Here is a 26,537-nt window from a genome sequence, read left to right on the forward strand (position 1 = left end):
TCCTATGAGTTTCACTACGATTCTTTTGCTAATCGCCTATGCGGTAATTATTTGGTATATCATCTCTCGCTTCGTTCCTGTGAAGGGATTGGAGAATCTCAAGTCAGATCAGTTCAAGGAACGGGTTAACCAAAAAAGCAGGGTGATGCTCATCGACGTACGTGAGCCGCATGAATATAAAGCGGGTCATATTCCATCAGCGGTGAACATCCCTTTGTCTCAGCTCGACCAACGTGCAAGAGAAATTTCCAGCAAAAACGATATATTGCTATACTGCCGGAGCGGGATGCGTAGCAAGCAGGCAGCAAAAATTTTAAAGAAACACGGCATTTCGCAGATGGCTCATCTGCAAGGCGGGTTCATTACCTGGAATGGTCCGAGAAAAAAGAAGTAACAGCTAGCACCTGGTGTATGTTTGAATATCCGGGTGCTTTTTTTATGCGATGAAAAAAACAGGGTTGACATTTTAATTAGTTGTAACTAAAATGATTACAACAGGGTGGCGCAGTAAACGCCTATAATTTTTGAGAGGGTTGTAACTTAATCGGTTACACCTATAACATACAAAACGGAGGGAATTTCATCATGAAGATTGCAATTGTAGCAGCGAGCGGTAAAGCAGGTAAAGTGATTATGAAAGAGGCGTTGGATCGTGGTCATCAAGTGACAGCGATTGTGCGTGATGCATCCAAAATCGAGCAAAAGGATGTAGCTGTGATTCAGAAAGATGTGTTTGACCTGACAGCCGCAGATTTGAATGGATTTGACGTAGTCGTAAATGCTTTTGGCGCACCAGCAGGTCAAGAACATCTGCACGTAGAATCAGGGAAGGCTCTGATTGAAGCATTGAAGGGCGCTCCTTCTACACGCTTGCTCGTTGTAGGTGGTGCAGGCAGTTTGTTTGTAGACGAAGCTAAAACACTGCGCCTAGTAGAAACTCCTGAATTCCCTAAAGCTTACTTGGCAACTGCACAAAAGCATGGAGAGTACTTGCGTGTATTGGAAGAGTCAAACGGCATTCAATGGACGTATATCAGTCCATCTGCCTTTTTTGACCCAGCAGGGGAGAGAACAGGTTCGTACCGACTCGGAAAAGACCATCTGTTGGTGAACGCTAGCGGACAGAGCTATGTGAGCTATGCTGACTACGCAGTGGCGTTGCTCGATGAAATCGAAAATCCGAAGCATCAAAATGAGCGCTTCACAGTAGGCTCCTAATCTCGATTGGAATTAGGCTCTACCTGAACAAAAAGACCAGCTTCCTACCACAGGATAGCTGGTCTTTGTTGTGTATCGAGATTTATCTGCCAATCCCACCGACGAATGGGTAGGAAAACGGGCGTCCATTTAAGGAGTAAATGATACCTTTAATCGGGTAGTAGATCGCCATCAGTCCAAACACAATCAGGAACGGAATCCCAATCAACAAGAAGACGAAGAACCAGGAAATAGCGATGAGCACCGTCATAATGATGTGGAAGAACAAAGCTTGCAGCGCCATGCTTTTGGCGTCACGATTTTGTACGAGCAACCAGACAAGAATGGGCACAAGGATCGGTGCAAAAAATGTGCTAGCGTGCGTTATGACTTTTACACCTTTATAATCCATAAAAATAAATCCTCCTCGATTAGATGTAAAACTTGATCTACTGTCATTGTAACTTATGGAAATCACTCAAAAAACCATCATGAGTGTGATTATTTGTTCCGACTATAGACGGAGGAATTTTTATTTCCATTCGTTTACTGTTATAGTAGTAAGAAAATCTTTCGTTTTTAGTAGATAATTCGTAATGTTTTTTAGATAAGATAATGGATAAGCAAGGACTGAGAAGGGAGCATATAGACATGATGATCGATTGTCATCATCCATCCAGCATGAAGGATCGGCTGATGTTCTTCTATAATTTTTTGCGGTCACCAGGCCAAGTAGGCAGTATTACTCCTAGCTCCCGTGCGCTTTGTAAACAAATGGTGGCGCCCATTGACTGGGAGCAAGCACATACAATTGTGGAATTAGGAGCAGGAACGGGGATTTTTACAAAGTGGATCGAGCAAAAGAAAAAGACCGAAGCCGTACTGGTATCCTTTGAAAAGGAGACCAAGATGCGCAAAAGGCTGGAACCACTATTTCCCGATGTACGATTCCACGAAGATGCGGTAGATTTGGATCGGGTTCTTACGGAAGCGGGATTGGGCAAAGCGGACTGTATTTTGTCAGGATTGCCATTTGCCAACTTCCCACAAGAACTGCGTGATCAAATTATGGATCAGGTATATCATGCGCTAAAACCGGGCGGAGTATTTGTCGCCTTTCAATATTCGCTGCAAATGAAAAAGCAGCTTTCCTCTGTATTTGAGCAAGTATCGGTGAAAATGGTTCCATTGAATTTGCCACCTGCCTTTGTCTACATTTGCCGGAAAGATGATAGCAAGGGTGTTGGCCAGGAGGATTTCTAGATGATTGTCGATATGCTGTCCGAGTCTGTGGGTCAGTTTGGCTATTTTGCCCTTTTCTTTATGTTATGGTTAGGGATTGTTGGTATGCCGATTCCTGACGAGGTGATTGTGCTGTCTGCGGGAGTGCTGACCTCGATGGGACTTCTGCATGTTTTTCCTGCATTTATTGCGACCTATTTGGGTGTTGTGTCTGGGCTGTCATTGGGATATGTGCTCGGGAGATGGCTTGGAGCACCTGCACTGAACTGGATTAGTCGCAAAAAAGGAATGAACAAGTACGTAAATCAAGCGCAGTCGCTGCTCGATCGTTACGGCAGCTACGCCCTATGTATCAGCTATTTCTTTCCTGTCGTCAGGCATGTCGTTCCTTACCTGGTCGGGATCGGGAAAATGACGTTTCCACGGTACGCCCTTTTTTCGTACACAACTGGCTTTGTATGGACACTGATCTTGTTTTTGCTCGGTCATTTCATGGGAAATAAAGTGGAGATGCTTACTTCTTATGTGGCCTTGTTAAATAATCGAACCGTCATTTTCTCTGTCTTAGGCGTACTGGTTCTCATTGCTGCTGCTTATTATGGATTCACTGTTTGGAGAAAACAAAAAAGCATGGCAGCTGCTCCAACGCCTCTGATGATCGATCGTGATCAGCAAGAGTAACCCGAATGTAATAATGACGAAGTCAACGACCCTCTGCGTGGAGCAGAGGTTTTTTGCTTTTTATCATAAAAAAACCCGTCCATATGTGCGGCAGAGACACATTGGATGGGCGTTGGACAACAATTATGGGGTAGCCTTGTTTCTTCGAATGTTTCGCTGGCGTAGCCATTCCGGCAAGATAATTCCGAGTAAAATGATCACGACACCGCTCACTTGGAGTATAGAGACAGATTCATTCAAGATGACATAGGAGGAGAGCACAGCCATGGGTAGCTCAGCTGCTCCTAATATAGCTCCCATCCCTGGTCCTATGTGGGGCATACCATAATTGAAAAAAACCGTCGGGATCAAAATCCCAAAGAAGGCGAGTAAAAATACGTATGGAAACAACCCGTCCAACAATGCTCCGTTGAATAGAAAAGCAGGTGGGTAAATCAGGCTGGCCAACAGAAAAGAGCCAGTCGCCATGCTGGAACTACGAATCCACGGATTAACAGCGATGGCGGTTTTCCCGCTGAACAAAATAAACAATGTAAAAGAAACGGCTGAGAGAAGACCGAAAATGACACCCAGAATATGAAATTGGGCCAATCCACCGCTCTCAAAAATTCCGCCTGCAAGAAGGGTCCCTGTCAGCAGCAAGAGGAGGGAAAAAATCGTCTCCTTTCCAGGCATCCGGCGAGTCATCACGGCTTCGACCAGTACGCCCATCCACGTGAACTGAAACAAAAGGACAATGGCGATCGAGGCTGGGATATATTGCAAGGCATTGTAGTACATAATTCCCGTTGAACCGACAGTCAGACCTACGGTAGCCAATAATAGCAACTGGCGAAGGGGAGGCTTGGTCCGCAGGAAGAAAAGAGCGGGTATCCAGGTCAGCACAAAGCCCAAAAACATTTGCCCACCAATTACCTCTGCGGGCGAATATCCTTGCTTGTAGGCAAGCTTTACGATGGTTGATAGTATGCCGTAACTACATGCTCCGAGCAAAACCAGGAGGATGTATCTCATCTGATGCATCTCCTCACATACGATAATAATTCTTAGCTAGAATATTACGACAGCGTCTGTTTGTCTATGGATGAAGAAGATTCCATTTTTGGTTCGAACAAAGGTTTACGTTTGATCCCAGCGGGAAATAGTGAAATGACACTATGTAATCGTACCCACTACAAATGGTGTAGCTATTTTGGTGAACAGCTTAGAAAAAAGGGGGAGGCTTGTGTACCTGAAGTGGAGGGATCGATTATTTTCCACATTTTTATTACTGATTCTAGGGCCTACTATTTTTATTTGCTTCCTTTTTTATGATGAAGCTGAAGAGGCAGTATTTGAACTGTACGAGACGAACATGGATGTAAATATAGGGCTCGTCGATGAAAGGCTTTTGTCCCTTTTTCAGTCTATCCAAAAGGATACCGATGAATTGGCGAATAGACTGTCCAGACGTATGACAGAGGAACCATCTTTTGTCGAAGGAAAAAAGAAGGGTCTCAGGCACGAATGGACATCGCAGGAACAAGTCATCCAAAATTTATTCGAGCGTTTCTCCCGCAATCAAAATGTGGTAGGAAATATTGTTTTTCTCAGTGAGGATGGAAGGATTTTCCCATTAAACGAAGATCAGAGCTGGAATGCGGATAATCAATTTCTGGAACGCGAGCAATGGGGAACCGGAGAAAGCAGGGTAAATTTTCTTACCAAAAGGGAGGAAGAGGGGCGCCCAAAATCATTTTTTATAGAGAAGCGCCTGGAGAGTTCGAATCCAAAAGCTGCGGGACTTTTATTAGTAGAAATCAATCTGAATAAACTGACAGACTGGGTCCGTACCTATGTCGTGCCAAAAGAGTATGGCATGATGGTCCTTTCCCCCTCCCGAACGATTATAATTCACACCGATAAAGCTATGATTGGAAATCACGTTTCCGCGCTCCCTAATTATGAAATGGTACGCAGTCAGTGGGAACAATCCAATGAAAAAGGACTTTTTTCCTTGCTCATCGAAGGTAAAGACATTTACGTCTATCGCCAAGTATCTGAAAAAAGCGGGGGTGCTTTTTTTGAGTGGTTGCCGAGAGATGGGATTAATGAACGATTACAACGATTGAACCTGATTTTTTGTTTCACCCTTTTTATCGTTGTTTTATTTGCCTGTTTTGTGGCTCATCGGTTGTCAAAATGGATTGGTGAGCCTATCTATAGCTTGGTATCCGCCACTGACTCCTTGTTAAAAGGCGATTTTTCTGTACGCGTCCCGATACAGGGGATGAAAGAAATAACGCTGCTGGAGAATAAGTTCAACACCATGGCAGAACAGATGCACGCGTTAATTACCCGAGAGCGGGAGTATTCGCAACAGAGCCTGGATCAAATCGTTCGCAGCTTTTATTTAGCCGTAGAGATGAAGGACCCTTATACAGCAGGACATTCAGAACGGGTTACTCACTATGCCCTTATCATTTACGATTATTTACAGCAACAGGAGCAGCTTGCAGTTTCACGAGATGATTTGCGTTATGCTGGATTAATGCATGATATCGGAAAAGTAGCCATTCCTGATCACGTCCTTTTAAAAACCGGAAAGCTATCGCCTGACGAGTATGAATGCATGAAAACTCATTCCATCATCAGTGGAAAAATTGTGGAGCAGATAGAAAACCTGTCGCATATCAGTCCAGGGGTACGGCATCATCATGAGCGATGGGATGGAAAAGGTTACCCTGATCAGCTCAAAGGGGAAGAAATCCCGCTAATCGGGCGTATTCTTGCCGTTGCAGATACGTTTGATGCAATGACTTCTACACGTTCCTATCGCAAAGCCATGTCAGCAAAAGAAGCATACGAAGAAATTATGCGATGCCAGGAAACACAGTTCGATCCCTCCATTGTTTCGATTTTTAAGAAGGCTTTTGAGGATGGAGCTATTCAGATTACACAGTCGGCGGATTGCAAGGGAAGAGTTAGTAAGGATAGAGAGATTTCCTAGCACTGGATAGGTTTACTCCTTGCTATCGGCTACTAACTTTGGTATTCTAGTTCTACCGTGCTAGACGGGGAGGTTGCGGTGCCCTGTAACCTGCAATCCGCAATAGCAGGGTTGAATTCCTATCCTAGGTTTTCTTATGTGAGGCTGCCTTATGGCGGCGGTGTTGAGGAGCGGGTCCTGTGCAACGCGAACCCATGAACCTGGTCAGGTCCGGAAGGAAGCAGCCATAAGTGGATCATCGCGTGTGCCGCAGGGTAGCCTGCTCTGAGCTGCTACCATAAGTAACGCTTGGATAAGAATTATCGAAGATAGGTGCACGGTACTTATCACGCATGTACAGATAGCATGTTTCCGAAGGGAAGCATGCTATTTTTGTTATTTTACGATCCAATTATTTTTTGTTGGAATTTGACGATAACTAGCGAAACATTTCCATACTTTTCAGGTAGATTGAATGAAGGTTTTATGAGTATTTTCACGAATTTTCATAATAGGCGGAAAGGATTTCGGTTTCTTTCCTTTCAAAATACGTCATAGGCCAGGAGGGACAAGCAATGAGTGCACTTTCTTCGTTACATCTCGTTGGCTCGTCCGGTCGATTGCAGCGGTTCATGCATCAACTGCCTACTGCCGTTTTATTGGTGAATCAAGCGGGTAGTATCGTGGAGGTCAACGAACAACTGCTTCGTGTAACCGGATATTCACGCGATCAACTTGTCAATCAGCCGATCAGCTCTCTTCTTCCCCATCGAGGCTCCATAGAGCACCTGTATGAGGAATATTTGCGAAAGGAAGAAGAAGTGGGAACCAAAGGCGAGGTCGAATTGGAATGGTGTGATAAACAGGGAAGATACAGGAACACAGCTGTCATGATCATGGCACAGCAAGCGGAAGAACTTCTGTACATGATTCATTTCCCCCAACTCCTAAAAGAAAGCGATCGGCTTTTGTCTCAGCGATTGCTGACCAAACTGACCTATGATACAAGCATGGGCTTGTTTATCCTCGACGAGAAATCGATCATTATCGAAGCCAGCCAGACGGCGTGCAAGCTACTTGGTATGGAGAGATTGAACGTCATCAATAAACACGTCGATCAAGTATTCAGCGGCATCCCCGAACCGCATCGGTTCATTAAAAAAGAACTGTTGGAAGGCGTAAAGCTGCAAAATGTCGCGACTTCCTGGACGAATGACAACCAACGCTATGAGCTGATTGTCGACGCCAATACACTCCAAGACGAGTCAGGGAAAACAGTAGGGGCGTTTATTCTATTCAAAGACATAACAAACCTGCGATCCTTCGCCCAAAAGCTCGAGCGGAATGAACGCTTGGCGATGATCGGGCAAATTGCTGCTGGTACAGCGCACGAGATTCGCAATCCACTTACCTCGATCAAAGGTTTTCTCCAAATGTTCCTCAAGTTATTTGGTGACAGTGGCATGGACAGGGAGAAAACGTACACCGAAATTATGCTAACTGAAATCAATCGCATCAATTCTTTAGTCAGTGAATTCCTACTATTGAGCAAGCCGCGTAATATTCAATATTCCATGGTCGACTTAAATACCGTTTTTGATGAAATTTTGCCGATCGTCGAGTCACAGGCAATTCTGTACGGAATTGATGTCCAATTTTCCTCTTGCGGAAAGCTTCCGATGGTCGTCGGGGATAACGAGCTTTTGAAGCAAGTGTTCATTAATATCTGCAAAAATGGAATAGAAGCAATGGGAGAGCAAGGGTCGCTTCGGATTTCCCATCATTTCGACCAGGATGGCGACAAAGTGAGTATCGATATTCACGATTCAGGTCCGGGCATCCCCCTTTACATTATTGATAAGATTTTTGATCCGTTTTTTACGACAAAAGAGGAAGGGACAGGGCTCGGATTGTCTGTCTGCCAAAAAATCATTCACGATATTGGCGGTCAAATCCGTGTCTCCTCCAAAGGGTTTGGGACGACCTTCCATATCATGCTACCGTATTAGGAAGAATGCGCCCCGCACAATTGTGAACGGGGCGTTTTTTAAGTGAGACATGTCCGTTCACTTTGTACGAACGGTGGCAATCGTGTATACTGAATAGGATATAGAAGAGGACTGTGCAGATGGGGAGTGTCACACGAACATGGCTTATACCGCGCTATACCGCGTATACCGACCGCAGACTTTTCAAGACGTAGTCGGACAAGAGCATGTTACGACAACCTTGCGTAATGCTTTACGCGAAAATAGGCTGTCCCATGCCTATTTATTCAACGGTCCCCGAGGTACGGGAAAAACAAGTGCAGCCAAAATTATGGCGAAAGCAGTGAACTGCGAGCAGCCTATAGATGGCGAGCCATGCAATCAATGCGATACGTGTAGAGCCATCTCCAACGGTTCTGTTACGGATGTGCTGGAAATCGACGCGGCATCCAACCGTGGTGTTGAAGAGATCCGCGACATTCGCGACAAAGTGAAATTTGCCCCGAGCGACGTCAGGTATAAAGTGTACATCATCGATGAGGTGCATATGCTGACGACAGAGGCATTTAACGCTTTGTTAAAAACCCTCGAAGAGCCGCCGTCCCACGTCATTTTTATTTTGGCGACGACAGAGCCGCACAAGCTGCCAGCTACGATTATATCTCGTTGCCAGCGCTTTGATTTTCACCGAATTCCTCTGAGAGTGATGGTCGATCTTTTGCAAAGGATTTGCCAATCACAAGGGGTGCAGGTGGAGGAGCAGGCCCTGCAGCTCGTAGCAAAGATGGCTGAAGGTGGAGCCCGTGATGCTCTTAGCTTGTTGGACCAAGCGATTAGCTATAGCAAGGACGAGGTTCGTGCTAGTGATATTATGCAGATTACGGGCACAGTTGCCCAATCTTACTTTTCTGTGCTTGCGCGACATATTGCCGAAAATGATGTTGCACAGGTCATGGAGCAATTTGATAAAGTCATGGTGCAAGGGAAGGACCCGGAGCAGTTCCTGCACGATTTCCTTTACTATTACCGCGACATGCTGTTATTGAAGACAGCGCCGCAGTTGGAAGAGATTGTCGAGCGGACCATGATTGATGATCAGTTTGCAGAGGTTGCAAAGCTGTACTCGTTTCCGGTGCTTTATGCAGCGATTGAGACCTGCAATCAGGCTTTGTCGCAATTAAAATGGTCGACATATGCAAGGGTGCTGGTTGAACTGACGCTTGTCAAAATGTGCCAGCCTAATGCGAATGCGACAGAATCTATGGGAGCCTCACCGGTTAACAGCGAAGAACTGACCGCCATGTCTACTCGCATTCGCGTTTTGGAAGAGCGTTTGGTTCAAGTGATGCAAGGTCAGGTGAGCATTCCCGGCCAGCAAAAGGCTGAAGAAACGCGCAAGAATGAGCCAAGGCGCATAGCTGCGGCTTCTGGTGGTTCGCGAACCCCGATGAATAGAGTCAGGGAAGTCGCGAAGGCCATGGATGAGAATTTGACGAGACAGGTGCGCGGGCAGTGGAGTCAAATTTTGACCGAGCTGAAAAAGATTAAGATCCAGTACCAGGCTTGGCTAGTCAATGGTCAACCGGTAGCTGCCGGCAATGAAGCTGTTGTCGTAACCTTCAACAGTGCCATCCATTGTGATAAGACGATGGAGGCAGAGCTGCGGAGTGTGATCGAGCGCGTTATGTCTACGGTGCTGGGCAGGCCCTTGCAGCTCTTGTCTGTCATGGAGGAAGAGTGGCAAAGTGTAGACCAGCAGGTTGGTCAAAAAGACGCTTCTGAGGAGCCAGAAGAGGACCCGTTTTTGGCGGAGGCCATCAAGCTCGTCGGAGAAGGTCTTGTTGAAGTGAAAGACTAAATCATACACCCATAACCATTTAGGGAGGATACCTCAATGAAAAACATGCAGCAAATGCAACAAATGATGAAGCAAGTGAAAAAAATGCAGGAAGAAATGCAAAAAGCGCAAGAAGGCTTGAAAGAGAGAATCGTGGAAGGTTCTGCTGGTGGCGGCGCTATCACTGTGAAAATCGATGGACACAAGCAAATCAAAGACATCGTGATCAAGCCGGAAGTAGTAGACCCTGAAGATGTAGAAATGCTGCAAGACCTGGTGCTCACTGCTGTGAACGATGCATTGCGTAAAGCAGATGAAATGGTAGGCAAGGAAATGGGCAAGTTTACCGGAGGCATGAACATCCCAGGCCTGTTCTAAAAATTGGGCAGGAAAAGAGGAGTAGGCGATGTTTTATCCAGAACCGGTCTCAAAGCTCATTGATGGTTTTATGAAATTGCCCGGCATTGGTCCAAAAACGGCTGGGCGGCTTGCCTTTTTTGTGCTCAATATGAAAGAGGACGACGTGCTTGATTTGGCAAAAGCATTGGTCAATGCCAAGCGTCAGCTTCATTACTGCTCGGTCTGCAACAATATTACCGATCTTGATCCATGTCATATTTGTCGGGACAAACGTCGTGACGGCTCAGTCATCTGTGTGGTGCAAGAGCCGCGGGACGTGGTAGCGATGGAGAAGACGAGAGAGTTTGAAGGGTATTATCACGTTTTGCACGGGGCGATTTCTCCTATGGATGGGATCGGTCCGGAGGATATTCGCATTCCTGACCTGTTGAAGCGCCTCGGTGACGAGCAGGTGAAGGAAGTCATTTTGGCGACCAATCCGAATATCGAAGGGGAAGCGACAGCGATGTACATTTCCCGGCTGATTAAACCTTTTGGCATTCGCGTGACGCGTATCGCGCACGGCTTGCCAGTCGGTGGAGATTTGGAGTACGCCGATGAAGTCACGCTGACCAAAGCATTGGAAGGCAGACGCGACCTGTAAAGGAAATTTAAAAAGTCGTCCTTTGATCACGATGTAGTTCTAGATGATCATTCGACATCGAAAATTGGCGTTCACCTTCGAAGTCCGGTGCTCATGTAGGTCCCCTACACTCCGCTCCTCCTTCTTCAGGTTCTCGCCACTTTCTCGGTGCTGAAAGGACGACTTTTTAAATATCATCCTAGGAAATTCGATACGTACGATAAAGATAGAAAAGAAGACGGGGTCTGCCTGTCTTTTTTTCGTTTCGAGAGGAGGATGCAGGATGCCGGTTATTCGTATGGAGTTTTTGATAGATGCTCCGCGACAGGTCTGCTTCGATGCTGCCAGAAGCATTGATTTGCATATGGAATCCACAGCCAGCACGAAGGAGAGAGCGATTGGAGGAGTAACGAGCGGACTGATAAACCTGGGGGAGACGGTTACCTGGGAAGCCATTCACTTCGGTATCAAGCAGAATTTGACGGTGAAAATCACAGAGATGGAGGAACCGCGCTATTTCGTGGATGAGATGGTTTCTGGCGCATTCAAAAGGTTTCATCACACGCATGAGTTTATTCCGATAACGGACAATCAGACGAGAATGATCGATATTTTTGACTACACATCTCCACTGGGTGTTCTGGGAAAGCTCGCGGATTGGTTGTTCCTGGAGGCGTATATGACGCGGTTTTTGCGGACGCGTAATGAATATCTCAAGCAAGTAGCAGAAGCACAGGTCAAAGCTTTGCAATCTTGATAGAAATGCCGGACTTTTTTGAATGGACGAGACATACAGTGAAATAGGAGCGTGAGGAGATGCTGACAGGACCAGGACTGTCGCTTGCGAGTGGGGTACGGCGACAAAAGTCCACTCCATGGGCGATCATGCTGTTTATTGGGTATTGGCTCATGTTTGCTGCCGAGTTATCCATGATTCGCTTTCACAAGGGGGAAGACGGAAAGTGGGTCGCTACCACCGCCGGGCAACCAGAGATATGGCTAGGACTACTTGCATTTGCGGTGACGGTATTTAGCTTCATTGCGACCGTTGGTTTCATTGTGAGCCTGCTAAGAGAAAGACGGCAGCCGACGTCATGGCTATGGCAATATGACGAGCTTACAGGGAATGATGTGCTGCATATTGTAGCTTGGCTGCATGTGTTTCAAACAGGCGTACTGCTGTTGTATGGTTTTTTGCTGGAAGGTACCTTCTTTTCCACCGGTACGATCGGAGGGATATTGGAATCAGCTATTTTTCAATTGTTCCTGTTGATTTTGATTCCGCTGTGGTTTCGTGGACGACTGGGGGAAATCGGCGTTCGCCGACCTGTACGACTAGGCCAGATGCTGCTGATGCTCGCTGCTCTGTTTCTTTTGATTGCACTAGTGCTGGATGCGGTGGTGACTAACCCGATTGCGGACTGGTTTGGACTGTCTCTGTCATCAGAGAGAGAGCAGCAGATCGAAAAAGAGATTGTGCAGGCGAAAGATACGGATATTTTGGCGGCGCTCACCTCACTTCTGGTCATTGGCATATTGGTTCCGATTGCGGAGGAGGTTTTGTTTCGCGGTGTGATTCAGACTTATCTGGTTAAGAGAATCGGGCCCGTTTTGGGTATCTTCTTGAGCAGTCTCTGGTTTGGGCTCCTGCATATGGATATTGCTCTGTTCGCTCCGCTTTTTGTCATTGGACTTTTACTCGGATTCGTTCGACATCGGTACCAATCCATTTGGGGAGCGGTTTTGTTGCATGCGTTGAACAACATGACAGGAGTACTTTACTACTTTCACTGAGGGGGAAGCTTGCAGGTGAGTAGATGGAGAAAAAAAGCGCGGTGCGTGGTGGAGTGGAATGAAGCGAGCTTGGATATGGCAGTCAATCAGGCGCGAATGGATTGGCAGCATGCCCGCCATCTTGCGGAGATCAGTGAACCGGACGGCGGTTTGGATGATGTCATTTATTATTTGCATGTGACCGAAAAGCGGTATATGTATTTGCTCGCGCAAGCAAAGCGCGAGAGGAATCGCCAACAGGCATAGGAGGAAAAGCCGATGACTACAGAGTGGGTTATAGCACTGATTGTAGTTGGAATTTTGCTGGTGATTGCTGCCAGCAAATCTGTCACGGGCCCGATCAGGTGGATTGGATTTGGGATCATGCAAGTCGTGATTGGCGCGCTATTGCTGTTTTTCACCAATCTGGTTGGAGAGCTGGCTAACTTCCACATCCCGATCAACCCGGTGACGGCTCTGCTCGTCGGACTTCTCCGTTTGCCTGGATTGGCGGCGTTGATTGTCATCAAGCTATGGGTTATGTAAAGGTGTATCGATTCGGTTATCCATCGGTAAGTAAAAAAGCAACGCCGCGATCCTCGTACTTCACACGGCTACGACTTGGCTGACGAAAGGAAGCAAGGAGGGCGAGGAGGCGCGGCAGTGCCACGATCAACGTTCCACTGATCAAGGTGAGCCCGTATCCTTCCGAAAGCCACACATAAGCCCCGGCTACTATCGCCATGCTTCCCACGATTACCGTCAGCTCACTTCCCCGATAGACAGAGAGCGGGATGGGAAGTGGATAGCCAGCCCCCCACCACGGAGAGACGAGCATATCGGCAGTTGTCTTTGGTTTATGGCCACGCAGAAGGGCATACAGTCGAAATAGGACCAAATGACAGATTGGTATCACGGGTATAATCGCTAACGTCACAATCAGCGTATAAGCGGGGACTTGCAGCGTGAATGAGTGCCAAATAAGGGACAAGCCTATTAACAACAGTTGAAAAAGGTAGCCGACGAATCGCCAGCGAAAACGATAGAGCAGCTTGTAGCTATAAATCGTATGGGCGGCGGTTTCCTTCATGAGAAGTCACTTCCTTTTACAGCGGTCTGGATGAATGAAAGTCTGCGGTTCCATTATCGCACAGTCGCAAATCTTGAGAAAGCTCATACAGCGAATGAAACAAGCCGTTTGTCTAGCCTGATTAGACTGACGGTTTTTTGTTATGGGCAGGATAAAAGGAATTAGGACGTGAGGAGGAGGGAGGAAAAGCGTGAAGCTATGGGTCATTTCAGAGGAGGTCGTAGCCAGATTCGGTAATGAGCTAGGAGCATGTGGAATAGAGCTGGTTGTTGGCAGCGCAGATGACATACAAGGGGGAGGCGCCAATGGATTTCTGCTGACAAAAGAGAGTGATGGCAAGCTTTTGCAGGAAAAAAGGATGCAAAAGCTGGGAACGGGGCCATGGCTCGTACTTGTCTACGGAAGCGACATGCCATACGATTGGGCGAATACTTTACATACCCAATACGAGCACACCGGGGAGCACGAGATCATTCGCATGGCGTTATTTACCCACGAGCGTGCTTTGCTTGGAGGGGAACCCGATGGGAGATGGATGCGGTTCCTCTGTAAGCAGCTTGCCCGCTACTCACTGGTGACGATGGTATGCGGGATGCGCGAAGTGGATGAAGCGCTTCGGCAATTACCTCGCTATTTGGCGTGGAAGGAGCAGTTTTACATCGAACTTGGTGCCAGATGCGATGAGAAGGGAATTTCTCTACTCCAAGTCAGTCGCTCGCTCGGAATGGACAAACGAATTGGTCACGGCTGGATATACCCTTCCCGCCAGGACTCTTCTCTCATCGTTCAATGGCTTGAAAAAGCATGCAGGCTCGCTCTACAAAAAGCCGATATACAGCGGATTGTACTCTGGGGAGAGGATTCGCTATGGCAGCATATGCCTTCTGACTGGTTGGCTGAAAAAGATGTTGCGGTGTACACGGGGGAGGACAAGCCAAATCCGAACAAAAGGATGACGGGTTGGCCGCTATACGATTCGTGGCAGGATGCTGTAAAGGATGCGGATTTGCTCGTGATCGGGAATGCTGCGGGAACGACTATTGCAGAGTTGGCATTATCAGAGCTGGTTAACAGAATGAGGCAGACCTATGTTATTGACGCGGCAGCTTGCTTCCCTATGCAGGAAGCCCAGTCCTACTTCCAAGCCTACCGAGCTATCGGCGAAAACACGAACGTTTGGGAATGATGCTGATTATAATGGGGTATAATGGTTGGTATATTGAGGAAAAGGGCAGGCGTTTTCACTATGGAAAAAGTTGCTCAGCGATGTATCGTCTGTGAACAGGAGCAGAATGACGGAATCGCCATTTGTGAGCAGTTTATCTGTCAGCGGTGCGAACAGGAAATGGTCAATACCGATGTGCAGGATGAAAAGTACCCGTTTTTTATTCATCAGATGAGGCGCATTTGGTTGCGAAAAGATGCGTGAAGAAAGAAGGCATCGGTGCATTCCGGTGTCTTTTTTTTGCTGGATTCATGCGTGTCCAAATCATGCTAAAATAGGGGAATAAAAATAAAGGACGTGAGTCGCGCGTGTTGGAGAGAGATGTTGAATTTCGGGAGCGACAAAAGCGTGCGCCCCTTTATGAACAGCTTGAACGGCACGCCAAGCATCGGCCGCATCCGTTTCATGTGCCAGGACATAAAATGGGCCACAGCTTTGACAACCATGCGAAAAATCGCTTTCAAGACATCTTGGAGCTGGACGTAACGGAAATTAGCGGGACAGATGACCTGCATCAGCCACAGGGTGTCATTGCAGAAGCGCAGGATTTGGCGGCGCAAGCCTTCCATGCGGAACAGACCAAGTTTTTGATCGGAGGAAGTACAGTAGGAAATATCGCCCTCATCATGACGGTATGCAGACCGGGAGACAAGATACTCGTACAACGCAATTGCCATAAGTCTGTATTCAACGGCATTATGATGGCGAGAGCAACTCCGATTTTTTTAGTACCTGCCGTCGATCTGGCAACAGGAGTCGCTGCGGGTGTAAGGCGCGAAGATGTAGAGCGTGCGCTGCTTGCACACCCCGATGCCAAGGCAGTTTTTTTGACGAATCCTACCTACTATGGAATGGGCATCGACTTGGCAAAAATGGCGGCTACGGTCCACCGGTTTGGCGTACCGCTTTTGATAGACGAAGCTCACGGTGCTCACTACGGGTTTCATCCTGCCTTTCCTCGTTCTGCCATGCAGGAAGGTGCGGATGCTTCGGTTCAATCGACACACAAAATGGGAACGGCTATGACGATGTCCTCGATGCTGCATATTCAGGGTGAACGGATTGATCGTGAACGGTTGTTCCGCCATCTCGCCATGCTTCAGTCTTCCAGTCCGTCGTATGTACTAATGGCTTCACTCGATTTAGCCAGACGACATCTGGTGCTTGCGGCGACCGAGGAGTGGAACAGGTTGTTGCCGCTTTTGGACAAGTTTCGGGAGCGACTGGATCGACTGGATTGGCTGGATTGGCCGCGACTGTCTACGAACAGCGTATACGCTACGCTTGACCCGTTGAAGCTGTTTTTCCATTTGAGAACGGCCCGATTCAGTGGATTTGAGTTGCAGAAATGGATGGAAAAGCACGGGATTTTCTCGGAGCTGGCGGATGACTCTCATGTACTCCTTGCAGCCTCGACAGGAACATCCTCCCGGGACCTGGATGCTTTGTGGAGATTGCTTGAATCGATGGCGCCACAAGTAGAACCGGGGGAGGAGCGCATTCTTTTGACGGGAGTCGTGTCTTCCCATTATTTGCGCGAGCAAGCTTTGCCGATGCATGAGGCCGTTGATTGCCCGAGGGAGTCGATTCTTTTGGAGCAGGCTCTGGGACGCATTGTGGCAGAGATGGTGATTCCATATCCGCCAGGGATTCCGGTGCTCGTGCCAGGCGAGCGGATCGACGAAGAAAGTCTGGCGATGCTAAAGGAATTGGCGAGAGGACAAACGCGGTTCCACGGCGTACAGGACGACCAGCTACAAACGATACAGGTTTTACGATAATCTAAGCAACTGGCCTGCTACAACAGGGGTGGAAGGAGTATGGAAGTGGCAACAGGAAAAAAAGGCCGATTTATGACGATAGAAGGCGGAGAAGGAGCTGGGAAATCCACCGTCATCGCCAAGCTGTACGAAGAGCTGAAGGCGCGGGGAGTCGATGTGCTTTTGACCCGTGAGCCCGGTGGAATTGATATCGCCGAAAAAATTCGGGAAATTATTTTGAATCCGGCCCACACGCAGATGGATGAAAGAACAGAGGCTCTCTTGTATGCGGCAGCACGTGGTCAGCATTTGGCGGAAAAGGTGTTACCTGCTTTGGAAGAGGGCAAGCTGGTACTGTGCGACCGTTTTATCGACAGTAGCCTTGCCTATCAAGGACATGCGCGGGGGTTGGGCATTGAGGCTGTTTACCAGATTAACCGATTTGCTGTCGGTGACTGCATGCCGGAATTGACCTTGTTCTTTGATGTACAGCCCGAAACCGGATTGGCGCGGATTAATGCCTCCCGTGGGCGAGAAGTGAATCGACTCGATCTGGAAGGGATGCGTTTCCATGAACTTGTTCGGGAAGGGTATCAGCTAGTCATGGAACGCGACCCAAAGCGCTTTGTCGTCATTGATGCCGAGCAGCCGATGGAACAAGTATATCAATCTGCCCTACAGGCACTGCTAGACAGATTATGAGGTTCCCTGTACCGCAGGATGATGTACATGCTGTATAATATGTTTAAGCGAAATAACGTACCAAGCCTACGTGTTTTTCATACAATGAAGAAGTCAAATTGGGAATTGATCATGGGAGAAAGGGTGATAGCCGATGAAAATGGTAGTTGCGGTCGTCCAAGATAAAGATAGTGGTCGTCTGTCTCAACAACTGGTGAAAAAAGGTTTTCGTGCTACCAAGCTGGCTAGTACGGGTAGCTTTTTACGCGCCGGTAACACAACTTTTTTGATCGGTACGTCTGACGAAAGCGTGCCGGAAGTAATCGACATCATTGCACATAATTGCAAATCCCGCAAACAAATGGTCACTCCCGTCTCTCCACTCAGCAATGCTGTAGACTCATTCATGCCATATCCGCTGGAAGTTCAAGTGGGTGGTGCGGCAGTATTCGTATTGGATGTCGGAGAGTTCCACTCATTTTAACGTGGTTCCTTCTCTCTTTTTTCGCAACTTTCGTATATACTTGATCTCATGGGGACACACCCTGTATTGGATCGGGCGACGGAGGTGGCGATATGAAAATCAGTGATGGGTTACGGCCTAAACTGGACTTGATTAAAACGACGGATTCACGCAAGAATCCTCAACTGGAAAAGCTGAATTTTGGCACGATGATTCAAGGAGAAGACGAACGCATGTCTCAGGAGAAGCTTACCCGGCTGCTGACAGACATAGACAAGCAGGGACAGATTCTTGCTCGTTCCCGCGCCGTTCGTGACTTCTATGCTTATAAAAATCTCGTCAAACAGTTCATGGAAGAGGCTGTGAAGTTCGGTATTGCCTTAGACGACAGACGAGGAATGAATCGGCGTGGCCGCAGCAGGCTGTACAAAATCGTCAAAGAGGTGGATGCAGAGCTGCTCAAACTGACAGATGAGCTCTTGAGCGAGCAGGCACCAACGATTGATTTGTTAGCCAGGATTGGCGAAATCCGCGGCATGTTGATCAATTTGTATTTTTAGTGGGTGTGAAACCATCATGACATGGACCCGTTTTTCTCAGCAGCCACGAGCACAGGAACTGCTGTATCATAGCTTGCGCAACGAACGACTGGCACACGCCTACTTGCTGGCGGGTCCTAAAGGTTCAGGTAAAAAGCAGATGGCCCTGCATCTGGCGAAGTCCCTTTTTTGTTCGGAAAGGGAGGCAGACGCCTGCGGGGCCTGTGTTACATGCAGGCGCATAGAGGGTGGCAATCACCCAGATGTGTTGTTTATTACGCCTGATGGGGCTTCGATTAAGATCGACCAGATCCGTTCGCTGCAAAAAGAAATGGCGATGCGCGCCGTTGAGTCGTCACGCAAAGTATATATCATCGAGCATGTCGATAAAATGACGACACAGGCTGCCAATAGTCTGCTCAAATTTCTGGAGGAACCGCCGGCTGGTGTACTCGCACTGCTTTTGACAGAGCACAGCCATGCGATTCTTCCTACGATTTTATCTCGCTGCCAAATCGTTCAATTTTCACCACTTTCTGCAGAATCGATTGCGGAAAAGCTGCGTGCAGAGGGCGTTTTGGCGGGAATGGCGCAGGTTGCTTCCCACATTACGACAAATGTGGAAGAAGCCATGACACTCAGCCAATCAGAATCGTTTGCACAGCTAAGAAATCTAGTGATACAATTGGTGCAGGAGTGTAAACAGCGCAATTCATCTGCACTCTTAACGATCCATGATATGTTGCAAAAGAGCGACAAAAGTAAAGAGGAACTACCCCTCTTTTTAGATTTGCTCATCCTTTGGCTGCGCGATATCCTGTATTTGCAAGTAGGCAGGCATGCCCATCTCATTAACAGCGACCAACAGGATGTGCTGCAAGGACAAGCACTGGTATGGACAAAAGCTGAGCTCTTGCGTGGGATAGATTTGGTCATGGAGACGAAAAATCGGATAGAGCGAAATGCCAACGCACAGTTGGCTCTTGAGCGGTTGGTTCTTCAATTCCAGGAGGGATAACCCTTGTACGAGGTTGTTGGGGTCCGCTTTAAGAAAGCGGGCAAAATATATTACTTCGACCCTGACCGACTGCCGATTGAGCAAGACTGCACCGTCATCGTTGAAACGGCGCGAGGGGTCGAATTTGGCAAGGTCGTCATTGGCAAAAAAGAAGTGGCTGAGTCTGATGTCGTGTTGCCACTGAAAAAGGTCATTCGGATGGCAGACGAGCGAGATGCAAAACAGGTGGATGAAAACAAGCAAGCCGCCAAGAATGCTTTTGCTGTATGTCAGACAAAGATCAAAGAGCACAAGCTCGATATGAAGCTGGTCGATGTGGAGTACACGTTCGACCGCAACAAGATTATCTTTTATTTTACTGCTGACGGCAGGGTTGATTTCCGTGAGCTGGTAAAAGACCTCGCCTCCGTATTCCGCACCCGGATTGAGCTTCGCCAGATCGGTGTGCGTGACGAAGCCAAAATGCTCGGCGGGATCGGGCCTTGCGGCAGGTTGCTTTGCTGTTCGACGTTCCTCGGCGATTTCGAGCCTGTCTCGATCAAAATGGCCAAGGACCAAAATCTTTCGTTGAATCCAGCCAAAATCTCTGGTCTGTGCGGCCGGTTGATGTGCTGTTTAAAATACGAGAACGACAATTATGAAAGCTCGAAGGATGAGATGCCGGACGTCGGCAAAATGGTCACCACCCCGATGGGGAATGGACGAGTCGTTTCCGTAAACGTACTTGACCAATCAATCCAAGTAGAGCTTTCAATCGACAAACGCGTCACCGAGTTCGGATTGGATGAGATTGCGATAGGTCTCCCCACCTTTGAATAAAGTGTGGGGGTAGGGGAGAGGTGAGCTAGTGGACAAACGGGAAATCTTCGTCAAGATGGCGAGCATTGAAGAACGTATTGGCGACCTTTATAAAGAAATTGGTGAACTGAAAGACGTCATCGTTGTTTTGATGGAGGAAAACGCCCAATTACTCGTTGAAAACCAGCACCTTCGCAACCGACTAGACAGGAAAAAGACCGGCTCCCAAGCAAAACAAAAGGGAACAAGCCCTGTCGCGAAGGAAAAAGCCAAAAAGGCAGTGGTCGGAGAAGGGTATGACAACCTCGCCCGCTTGTACGCGGAAGGATTTCATATCTGCAATGTACATTTCGGCAGCCTGCGAAAAGAAGGGGATTGTCTGTTCTGTCTCTCATTCCTGAGCGGCGGCCCTCAAAAATAAGCGGTGAGTAACCAGCACCACATGAAAAAGCGACCTGGGCCACGTGTCAGGTCGCTTTTTTCCGGATAGGAATAATAAGACAAGAACAAAAGGGAGTACGAGCCGTAGATGGAACCTGTCACCAACGTGCCGCTTTACGAAACAGAGCGCATCGATGATTTATTGACACATGAAATGAAAATAATCCAGAGCCACGAAGTATTTTGCTTCTCGATGGACGCTGTTCTTTTGGCGCGATTTGCATCGGTGCCAAAGCGCGGAAAAGTATTGGATATGTGCACGGGCAATGGAGCAATACCGCTCATTATGACCACGCGTACGCCAGAAGCTAGTTTTGATGGAATCGAAATTCAAGAGCGCTTGTTCAGTATGGCGAGCCGCAATGTGACATTGAATGGTTTGAACGAACGAATTACGATGCATCACGGCGATGTGAAGGATGCGGTGTCGTTGTTCGGGCACGGGAAGTACGATTTGATCACATGCAATCCACCGTATATGTCTGCGACGAGCGGGGAGAAAAACATCAGCGAGCACTTTGCGATTGCCCGTCATGAGATTATGTTGTCCTTGGAGGATGTCATTCGCGTGGGGAGTCAGTTGCTAAAAACCGGCGGGAAGCTGGCGCTTGTGCATCGATCCACACGTTTGATCGACATCATCTCGCTTATGCGCCAATACGGCATTGAGCCGAAACGGATGCGTCTGGTTTATCCGCGTAGGGAAGCAGAGCCGAATATGGTTCTGATCGAGGGAATAAGGGGTGGAAAGTCGGAGCTGAGAATTCAGCCGCCGCTGATTGTGTATGAAAAGGGAGAGCAATACTGTGAAGAACTACAGGAAATCTATTATGGCAGACGAGATTCCCTCGAGTAAGAGTCACTATGTCTACATCCTCTCTTGTGCGGATGGGACACTCTACACCGGATATACGACAGAGCTGATCCGGCGCTTGGCTGCTCATAATGAAGGAAAGGGTGCCAAATACACGAGAGGCCGCGGGCCAGTAGAGCTGCTCTACTGGGAAGAAGGAGCAGACCGTTCCTGGGGTCTCAAACGTGAAGAGAGCATCAAACGATTAACGCGCAAGAAAAAAGAAGAATTGATTGGAGGGGCCTCCGAATGAATGTGCAACGCAGTTTTGCGTCAGAAGAAGCAGGAGTCCTTTATTTGGTTGCTACACCCATCGGTAATCTCGACGATATCACGGTTCGGTGTCTAAATACGTTGCGTGAAGTCGATGTCATCGCGTGTGAAGATACTCGCCAGACGAGAAAGCTGCTGAATCATTTTCAAATCGAAAAACGGACGGTTAGCTATCACGAGCATAATAAGGAAGCAAGTGGAAATGGGCTGTTGCAGTGGCTTGCCGAGGGCAAGAAGATTGCTTTGGTAAGCGACGCTGGCTTGCCCGCTATTTCCGACCCGGGTGCGGAGCTGGTACGAGATGCGACCGCAGCGGGATTCCCTGTCATCCCCGTTCCAGGTGCTAATGCGGCGTTGACAGCTTTGATCGCATCCGGTCTTCCCACTGATCGCTTTGTATTTTGCGGATTTATGGGACGCGAAAACAAAGAAAGACGCGAAGAGCTGGAACGACTGAAGCGATATCCAGAAACGCTGATTTTTTACGAAGCTCCCCATCGGGTGGAAAAAACGCTTGCTGCCATGCGGGAAGCGTGGGGGAATCGACGAGCTGTCCTGGCAAGAGAACTGACAAAGCGCTACGAGGAATTCGCACGCGGGACGTTGGACGAGCTCTTGGAATGGCTCAGAAGCGGCGAGGTGCGCGGTGAGTTTTGTGTCATTGTCGAAGGGAACACTGGACCGCTGGAAGCGGAAGTCGATGATGCATGGTGGCAATCGCTGAGTATCGTGGAGCACGTCGATCATTACTGCGCACAAGGCCTGGGGAAAAAGGAAGCCATCAAGCAAGCAGCCGATGATCGAAACGTATCCAAACGAGATGTTTACAACGAATATCATCGTGAATAGAAGGTAATGACTGAGAGAAGCTGGCCGATACGGTCGGCTTTTTTCTTTTCGTAATCTCAACGGGGGGCGTGAATACGATGGTTAAGGGGCGCTGTCGGTGTTTTCGGAAGGAATGAAAGGGGAAATCAGCAGTGAGCATTCGTGATTCTCGTTTTATTGTGAATACAGATGAAAAAGACGATCACTTCATATTTACGCTGCCGGTTACATGGAACAGTAGACCGTACGAATATGCCTGGGCCAAACAGTTTGCCAATTCGAATGACGTTGTGCTTGATTCGGCATGCGGGATCTGTCACCCATTCAAATTTTACTTGGCTGATCATTGTCGAGAAGTACACGCTTGTGATCTCGATAATCGGATATTGTCTAAGGAAGCGATTTATCAAGATATTGTGGACGTATTTGGGGAAAGAGTAGCAGACAGCTTGCCTGCGCATTATTTTGACGGTATTCATTATTGTCGGGCCAATTTGACCTATTTGCCGTACTCGAATCAAAAGTTTGATACGATATTTTGCATCTCTGTTCTCGAGCATCTTGAAGACCCGATTATGGTGCAGTCATTCCGCGAATTTCACAGAGTATTAAAAGACGATGGGCAGCTCGTACTCACCTTTGATTATCCGCTAATCAATTTAGCGCGGCTGCAACAAGTTTTGACGGAGGTTGGGTTACAGTTTTCTGGCGATGTATCCTTTGAAATACCAGAAGATGTGGTTTATTCTGATTTGTATGGGCCCAGGCTGTTCTTCTTCCGAGCGCTGTTGAAGAAAAAATAGCAAACAAAAAGCCTTTGTAGGCTCGTCCCACAAAGGCATGTGTATGTAATCAAATGAAATTAGCGTTTAACAGGCATTTCTGTCAGGCAATCTTGGCACACAATTTTACCTTTAAAATGAGATACTTTGTCAGCGTTTCCACAGAAGATACATGCAGGCTCATACTTTTTCAGGATGATACGCTCTCCGTCAACGTAGATTTCCAAAGCATCTTTCTCAGCGATACCCAGAGTGCGGCGCAATTCGATTGGAATAACAACACGACCCAATTCATCTACTTTGCGAACGATACCGGTTGATTTCATCATAGTTAAAATCTCCTCCCAAAAGTCTGTATATGTCGATGCTATTGTTATACGCTCATCATTTATCGTCAATATTCGACATTTTCTGTTGGGATTATCATACCAGCCATTCCCAAAGGTGTCAACATGATTTTGACAATTCCTTGAAAAGAAAAATGTTTTTTCAAAACGGAAATGCTGTTAAATCGGTGTTTTTCAAGGCGTTGGAAGCGATATGGAAATTTTTATGGATAAAATTTACTGGGAGAATTGATGTCGAATAAGTCGACGAATGTCGAATTGCAACATGGCTATTCGACAAAAACTCCAGGTTTTCCCTTTTGTGCTTGTAATTTGTAAAGTTGGCATGGAGGGAACGATAAAATTCCTTAGGAAAATGGGCTTGCCGAGGATGTTTACAAAACAGGTTGGTCGTGTACAATAGAGGATAAATACAGCAAATGATACCAAACGACCATGATGGGAAGAGTAAGCCGATCCTCCTTATTTCAGAGAGCCGGGGTAGCTGAAAACCGGCATAAGCGAGCAAGCTGAACATGGACCCTGAGTCTTGCAGATGAACAGTGACGGCATTGACCGTACCTAGTAGTTTGTGACGTATGCCCACGTTACGGGTAGAGTCATGTTTTGACTCACCAAGTCCGTTTTCCGTGAGGGGACGGAGTATTTGGGTGGTACCGCGAGATAGAGCTCGCCCCAATTTTTTTGGGGTGGGCTTTTCCTTATTTTAATAAACGTAAACAGGAGGGGAATAGTTGCAATGAAACCTACTTACTACATCACAACACCGATCTACTATCCAAGTAACAAACTCCACATCGGCAACGCCTACACCACAATCGCGTGTGATGCTATGGCTCGTTATAAGCGTTTGCGCGGCTATGATGTGTATTACCTGACAGGGACAGATGAGCATGGTCAAAAGCTCCAAGAGCGTGCAGCCGAGGATGGCAAACAACCGCTCGAGTTCATCGACCCGATTGTCGATTGGGTAAAGGACCTGTGGCAAAAGTTGGACATCTCTTATGACGATTTCATTCGTACCACAGAGCCTCGTCATAAAGAAGTCGTACAAAAAGTGTTCCAGCGCCTGCTCGACCAAGGTGATATTTATTTGGGCGAGTACGAGGGCTTCTACTGTGTACCTTGCGAGGCTTTCTGGACAGAAACCCAAGCGAAAACAGACAACGGATATGCTTGCCCAGACTGTGGTCGCGAAGTGAAAAAAGTGAAGGAGAAAAACTACTTCTTCCGCATGTCCAAGTATCAGGACAGACTGCTTGCACACATCGAAGCACACCCTGAGTTTATTCAACCGGAGAGCCGCCGCAACGAGATGGTCAACAACTTCCTGAAGCCAGGCCTCCAAGATTTGTCCGTATCTCGCAGTACATTTGACTGGGGAATCAAGGTGCCGAGCGATCCAGAGCACGTCATTTACGTATGGATCGATGCATTGACGAACTATATTTCTGCTCTCGGCTATTTGTCCGAAGACGACAGCAAATACCGTAACTTCTGGCCAGCCAATGTTCATATGGTTGGAAAAGACATTTTGCGCTTCCATACGATCTACTGGCCAATCCTGTTGATGGCACTGGATATCCCGTTGCCAAAACAAATTTTTGGTCATGGCTGGCTTCTGATGCCGGATGGAAAAATGTCGAAATCCAAGGGCAATGTCATTGACCCGAAGGTTTTGATCGACCGTTACGGTTCTGACGGCGTTCGCTACTTCCTGCTTCGTGAAATCAACTTCGGTCAGGATGGCATCTTCACGCCAGAATCATTCGTACAGCGCCTGAACTACGATTTGGCTAATGACATCGGAAACCTGCTGAGCCGTACCGCTACGATGATTGAGAAATATTTCGATGGTATCGTTCCAGCTCCACAGGATGCAGGAGAGCCGGATGACAGCTTGATCGGCCTCGCAATGAAAACGAAGGCGTTGGTGGAAGAGCACATGGAAGAAATGCGCTTCTCCAATGCACTGGCTCACATCTGGGAACTGGTGGGACGCACAAACAAATACATCGATGAGACCATGCCATGGAATTTGGCAAAATCCGAAGAAACCAAAGGTCGCCTGGCAACCGTTATGTACAATTTGGTGGAAAGCATCCGCATTAGCTCCGTGCTGATCCAGCCGTTCATGACCAAAGCCCCAGCGAAAATTTGGGACCAACTGGGTATTTTGGGCAATGAAGAAGCAACGAGCTGGGAATCTGCAAGTGTATGGGGTGGATTGCCTGCTGGAAGCACCGTTAGCCGCAAGGAACTGCTCTTCCCTCGTCTGGATGTTCAAGCGGAACTGGCTTTCATCGACGATTCAACAGCAGAGGCACGTCGCCAAGCCGAGGAAAACAAGAAAAAGCAAGCAGCTTTGAAAGGGGAAGCACCTGTGAGTGAAACAAACACCAATCAAACAGAAGCATCAACTGACAAACCAGCTGATGCAAAAGAAGAAATCAGCATCGACGATTTTGGAAAAGTAGAGCTGCGCGTTGCACAGGTAGTGGAATGTGCCAAGCATCCAAATGCTGATAAGCTGTTGGTTCTGCAATTGGATCTCGGCTACGAGAAGCGCCAGGTTGTTTCTGGTATCGCGAAATACTACTCTCCAGAAGATATGGTCGGCAAAAAAGTGATCCTCGTAGCGAACCTGAAGCCAGTGAAGCTCCGTGGTGAGCTGTCTCAAGGAATGATCTTGGCAGCATCGGCAGGAGATCAGTTGACACTTGCGACTGTTGACCCAAGTATTCCGAACGGAGCAATCGTGAAGTAACGAG

The 26,537-nt window shown here is 47.7% G+C and carries 31 protein-coding genes, 1 other RNA gene and 1 other annotated feature; of the genes, 28 read left to right on the forward strand and 4 right to left on the reverse strand.

All coding sequences use genetic code 11. The features are described from left to right. Positions 1–4: 4 nt before the first annotated feature. Together C7R94_RS23550 and C7R94_RS23555 are read left to right on the forward strand one after the other, a co-directional pair. A complete protein-coding gene (locus C7R94_RS23550) occupies positions 5–394 on the forward strand; it encodes a rhodanese-like domain-containing protein (protein WP_106785182.1) in 390 nt (129 codons plus the stop codon). A gap of 191 nt (positions 395–585) precedes the next feature. Next, complete coding sequence (locus C7R94_RS23555; RefSeq protein WP_106785183.1) at positions 586–1,218, forward strand: NAD(P)-dependent oxidoreductase; 633 nt, start codon at positions 586–588, stop codon at positions 1,216–1,218. An 82-nt stretch (positions 1,219–1,300) separates the two neighbouring features. Here C7R94_RS23555 and C7R94_RS23560 read toward each other — a convergent pair whose 3' ends face one another. Further along, positions 1,301–1,609, reverse strand: coding sequence for a DUF4870 domain-containing protein (locus tag C7R94_RS23560; protein WP_047074417.1), 309 nt, complete (start codon positions 1,607–1,609; stop codon positions 1,301–1,303). A gap of 239 nt (positions 1,610–1,848) precedes the next feature. On the opposite strand from C7R94_RS23560, the gene C7R94_RS23565 reads away from it, so the two are divergent. After that, positions 1,849–2,460 carry a class I SAM-dependent methyltransferase gene (locus tag C7R94_RS23565; RefSeq protein WP_106785184.1) on the forward strand — a complete coding sequence of 204 codons (612 nt, stop codon included), beginning with the start codon at positions 1,849–1,851 and terminating at the stop codon, positions 2,458–2,460. After that, positions 2,461–3,120 carry a DedA family protein gene (locus C7R94_RS23570; protein WP_106785185.1) on the forward strand — a complete coding sequence of 220 codons (660 nt, stop codon included), beginning with the start codon at positions 2,461–2,463 and terminating at the stop codon, positions 3,118–3,120. A 123-nt stretch (positions 3,121–3,243) separates the two neighbouring features. On the opposite strand, the gene C7R94_RS23575 is transcribed toward C7R94_RS23570, so the two are convergent. Next, positions 3,244–4,134 carry an EamA family transporter gene (locus tag C7R94_RS23575; protein WP_106785186.1) on the reverse strand — a complete coding sequence of 297 codons (891 nt, stop codon included), beginning with the start codon at positions 4,132–4,134 and terminating at the stop codon, positions 3,244–3,246. A 211-nt stretch (positions 4,135–4,345) separates the two neighbouring features. Between C7R94_RS23575 and C7R94_RS23580 the strand changes: the two genes are divergently transcribed. The 10 genes from C7R94_RS23580 (at position 4,346) to C7R94_RS23625 (ending at position 13,214) form a co-directional block, all read left to right on the forward strand. After that, positions 4,346–6,109, forward strand: a complete 1,764-nt coding sequence (locus C7R94_RS23580) for an HD domain-containing phosphohydrolase (protein WP_106785187.1) — start codon at positions 4,346–4,348, stop codon at positions 6,107–6,109. Positions 6,110–6,164: 55 nt separating this feature from the next. Beyond that, positions 6,165–6,429: signal recognition particle sRNA large type (ffs, locus tag C7R94_RS23585), an RNA gene on the forward strand. Positions 6,430–6,663: 234 nt separating this feature from the next. Continuing rightward, a complete protein-coding gene (locus C7R94_RS23590) occupies positions 6,664–8,097 on the forward strand; it encodes a PAS domain-containing sensor histidine kinase (protein ID WP_106785188.1) in 1,434 nt (477 codons plus the stop codon). A 139-nt stretch (positions 8,098–8,236) separates the two neighbouring features. Beyond that, the gene (gene dnaX, locus C7R94_RS23595; RefSeq protein WP_106785189.1) at positions 8,237–9,934 is read left to right on the forward strand and encodes a DNA polymerase III subunit gamma/tau; all 1,698 of its coding nucleotides are present in this window, start codon (positions 8,237–8,239) and stop codon (positions 9,932–9,934) included. A gap of 45 nt (positions 9,935–9,979) precedes the next feature. Then, on the forward strand, positions 9,980–10,291 hold the full coding sequence (locus C7R94_RS23600; RefSeq protein WP_026134079.1) for a YbaB/EbfC family nucleoid-associated protein: 312 nt from the start codon (positions 9,980–9,982) through the stop codon (positions 10,289–10,291). Between the two features lie 28 nt (positions 10,292–10,319). Then, positions 10,320–10,916 carry a recombination mediator RecR gene (recR, locus tag C7R94_RS23605; protein ID WP_017246916.1) on the forward strand — a complete coding sequence of 199 codons (597 nt, stop codon included), beginning with the start codon at positions 10,320–10,322 and terminating at the stop codon, positions 10,914–10,916. Positions 10,917–11,178: 262 nt separating this feature from the next. After that, on the forward strand, positions 11,179–11,652 hold the full coding sequence (locus C7R94_RS23610) for an SRPBCC family protein (RefSeq protein ID WP_106785190.1): 474 nt from the start codon (positions 11,179–11,181) through the stop codon (positions 11,650–11,652). A 59-nt stretch (positions 11,653–11,711) separates the two neighbouring features. Further along, positions 11,712–12,689: a CPBP family intramembrane glutamic endopeptidase gene (locus C7R94_RS23615; RefSeq protein ID WP_106785191.1), complete on the forward strand. Its 978-nt coding sequence runs from the start codon at positions 11,712–11,714 to the stop codon at positions 12,687–12,689. A gap of 15 nt (positions 12,690–12,704) precedes the next feature. Continuing rightward, a complete protein-coding gene (locus C7R94_RS23620; protein ID WP_106785192.1) occupies positions 12,705–12,935 on the forward strand; it encodes a DUF2508 family protein in 231 nt (76 codons plus the stop codon). A gap of 12 nt (positions 12,936–12,947) precedes the next feature. Next, the gene (locus C7R94_RS23625) at positions 12,948–13,214 is read left to right on the forward strand and encodes a pro-sigmaK processing inhibitor BofA family protein (protein WP_106785193.1); all 267 of its coding nucleotides are present in this window, start codon (positions 12,948–12,950) and stop codon (positions 13,212–13,214) included. A gap of 16 nt (positions 13,215–13,230) precedes the next feature. Here C7R94_RS23625 and C7R94_RS23630 read toward each other — a convergent pair whose 3' ends face one another. Then, positions 13,231–13,758, reverse strand: coding sequence for a hypothetical protein (locus tag C7R94_RS23630; protein ID WP_106785194.1), 528 nt, complete (start codon positions 13,756–13,758; stop codon positions 13,231–13,233). 190 nt (positions 13,759–13,948) lie between these two features. On the opposite strand from C7R94_RS23630, the gene C7R94_RS23635 reads away from it, so the two are divergent. The 13 genes from C7R94_RS23635 (at position 13,949) to C7R94_RS23695 (ending at position 23,440) form a co-directional block, all read left to right on the forward strand. Further along, positions 13,949–14,944 (forward strand): hypothetical protein, encoded by a 996-nt coding sequence (locus tag C7R94_RS23635; RefSeq protein ID WP_106785195.1) that lies wholly within the window; start codon positions 13,949–13,951, stop codon positions 14,942–14,944. 60 nt (positions 14,945–15,004) lie between these two features. Further along, the gene (locus C7R94_RS23640; protein ID WP_007719893.1) at positions 15,005–15,187 is read left to right on the forward strand and encodes a sigma factor G inhibitor Gin; all 183 of its coding nucleotides are present in this window, start codon (positions 15,005–15,007) and stop codon (positions 15,185–15,187) included. Between the two features lie 104 nt (positions 15,188–15,291). Next, positions 15,292–16,764 (forward strand): aminotransferase class I/II-fold pyridoxal phosphate-dependent enzyme, encoded by a 1,473-nt coding sequence (locus tag C7R94_RS23645; protein ID WP_106785196.1) that lies wholly within the window; start codon positions 15,292–15,294, stop codon positions 16,762–16,764. A 39-nt stretch (positions 16,765–16,803) separates the two neighbouring features. After that, positions 16,804–17,445 carry a dTMP kinase gene (gene tmk, locus C7R94_RS23650; RefSeq protein WP_106785197.1) on the forward strand — a complete coding sequence of 214 codons (642 nt, stop codon included), beginning with the start codon at positions 16,804–16,806 and terminating at the stop codon, positions 17,443–17,445. Positions 17,446–17,578: 133 nt separating this feature from the next. Then, complete coding sequence (locus C7R94_RS23655; RefSeq protein WP_007719896.1) at positions 17,579–17,908, forward strand: cyclic-di-AMP receptor; 330 nt, start codon at positions 17,579–17,581, stop codon at positions 17,906–17,908. Positions 17,909–18,000: 92 nt separating this feature from the next. Continuing rightward, positions 18,001–18,447: a YaaR family protein gene (locus C7R94_RS23660; protein WP_012683855.1), complete on the forward strand. Its 447-nt coding sequence runs from the start codon at positions 18,001–18,003 to the stop codon at positions 18,445–18,447. A gap of 16 nt (positions 18,448–18,463) precedes the next feature. After that, complete coding sequence (gene holB / locus C7R94_RS23665; protein ID WP_047074446.1) at positions 18,464–19,444, forward strand: DNA polymerase III subunit delta'; 981 nt, start codon at positions 18,464–18,466, stop codon at positions 19,442–19,444. 3 nt (positions 19,445–19,447) lie between these two features. After that, on the forward strand, positions 19,448–20,263 hold the full coding sequence (locus tag C7R94_RS23670) for a PSP1 domain-containing protein (RefSeq protein WP_007719901.1): 816 nt from the start codon (positions 19,448–19,450) through the stop codon (positions 20,261–20,263). A gap of 28 nt (positions 20,264–20,291) precedes the next feature. Further along, positions 20,292–20,663: a DNA replication initiation control protein YabA gene (yabA, locus tag C7R94_RS23675; RefSeq protein WP_012683858.1), complete on the forward strand. Its 372-nt coding sequence runs from the start codon at positions 20,292–20,294 to the stop codon at positions 20,661–20,663. 108 nt (positions 20,664–20,771) lie between these two features. Beyond that, a complete protein-coding gene (locus tag C7R94_RS23680) occupies positions 20,772–21,539 on the forward strand; it encodes a tRNA1(Val) (adenine(37)-N6)-methyltransferase (protein ID WP_106785198.1) in 768 nt (255 codons plus the stop codon). After that, entirely contained in the window at positions 21,514–21,789 is a 276-nt protein-coding gene (locus tag C7R94_RS23685; protein ID WP_007719905.1) for a GIY-YIG nuclease family protein, read from the forward strand. The genes C7R94_RS23680 and C7R94_RS23685 overlap by 26 nt, the downstream gene beginning before the upstream one ends. After that, on the forward strand, positions 21,786–22,658 hold the full coding sequence (gene rsmI / locus C7R94_RS23690; RefSeq protein ID WP_106785199.1) for a 16S rRNA (cytidine(1402)-2'-O)-methyltransferase: 873 nt from the start codon (positions 21,786–21,788) through the stop codon (positions 22,656–22,658). Before C7R94_RS23685 ends, rsmI begins: the two co-directional genes overlap by 4 nt. Positions 22,659–22,789: 131 nt before the next feature. Next, the gene (locus tag C7R94_RS23695) at positions 22,790–23,440 is read left to right on the forward strand and encodes a class I SAM-dependent methyltransferase (protein WP_106785200.1); all 651 of its coding nucleotides are present in this window, start codon (positions 22,790–22,792) and stop codon (positions 23,438–23,440) included. Between the two features lie 59 nt (positions 23,441–23,499). Here the strand turns inward: C7R94_RS23695 and C7R94_RS23700 are convergent, their stop codons facing one another. Next, positions 23,500–23,748: an AbrB/MazE/SpoVT family DNA-binding domain-containing protein gene (locus C7R94_RS23700; RefSeq protein WP_007719913.1), complete on the reverse strand. Its 249-nt coding sequence runs from the start codon at positions 23,746–23,748 to the stop codon at positions 23,500–23,502. 444 nt (positions 23,749–24,192) lie between these two features. Next, positions 24,193–24,447: a binding site (T-box leader), on the forward strand. Between the two features lie 58 nt (positions 24,448–24,505). On the opposite strand from C7R94_RS23700, the gene metG reads away from it, so the two are divergent. Then, positions 24,506–26,533, forward strand: coding sequence for a methionine--tRNA ligase (gene metG, locus C7R94_RS23705; RefSeq protein WP_106785201.1), 2,028 nt, complete (start codon positions 24,506–24,508; stop codon positions 26,531–26,533). The last annotated feature ends 4 nt before the right edge of the window (positions 26,534–26,537 follow it).

This window comes from Brevibacillus sp. NRRL NRS-603, from assembly GCF_003013445.1.
Taxonomy (GTDB): Bacteria; Bacillota; Bacilli; order Brevibacillales; family Brevibacillaceae; genus Brevibacillus; species Brevibacillus formosus.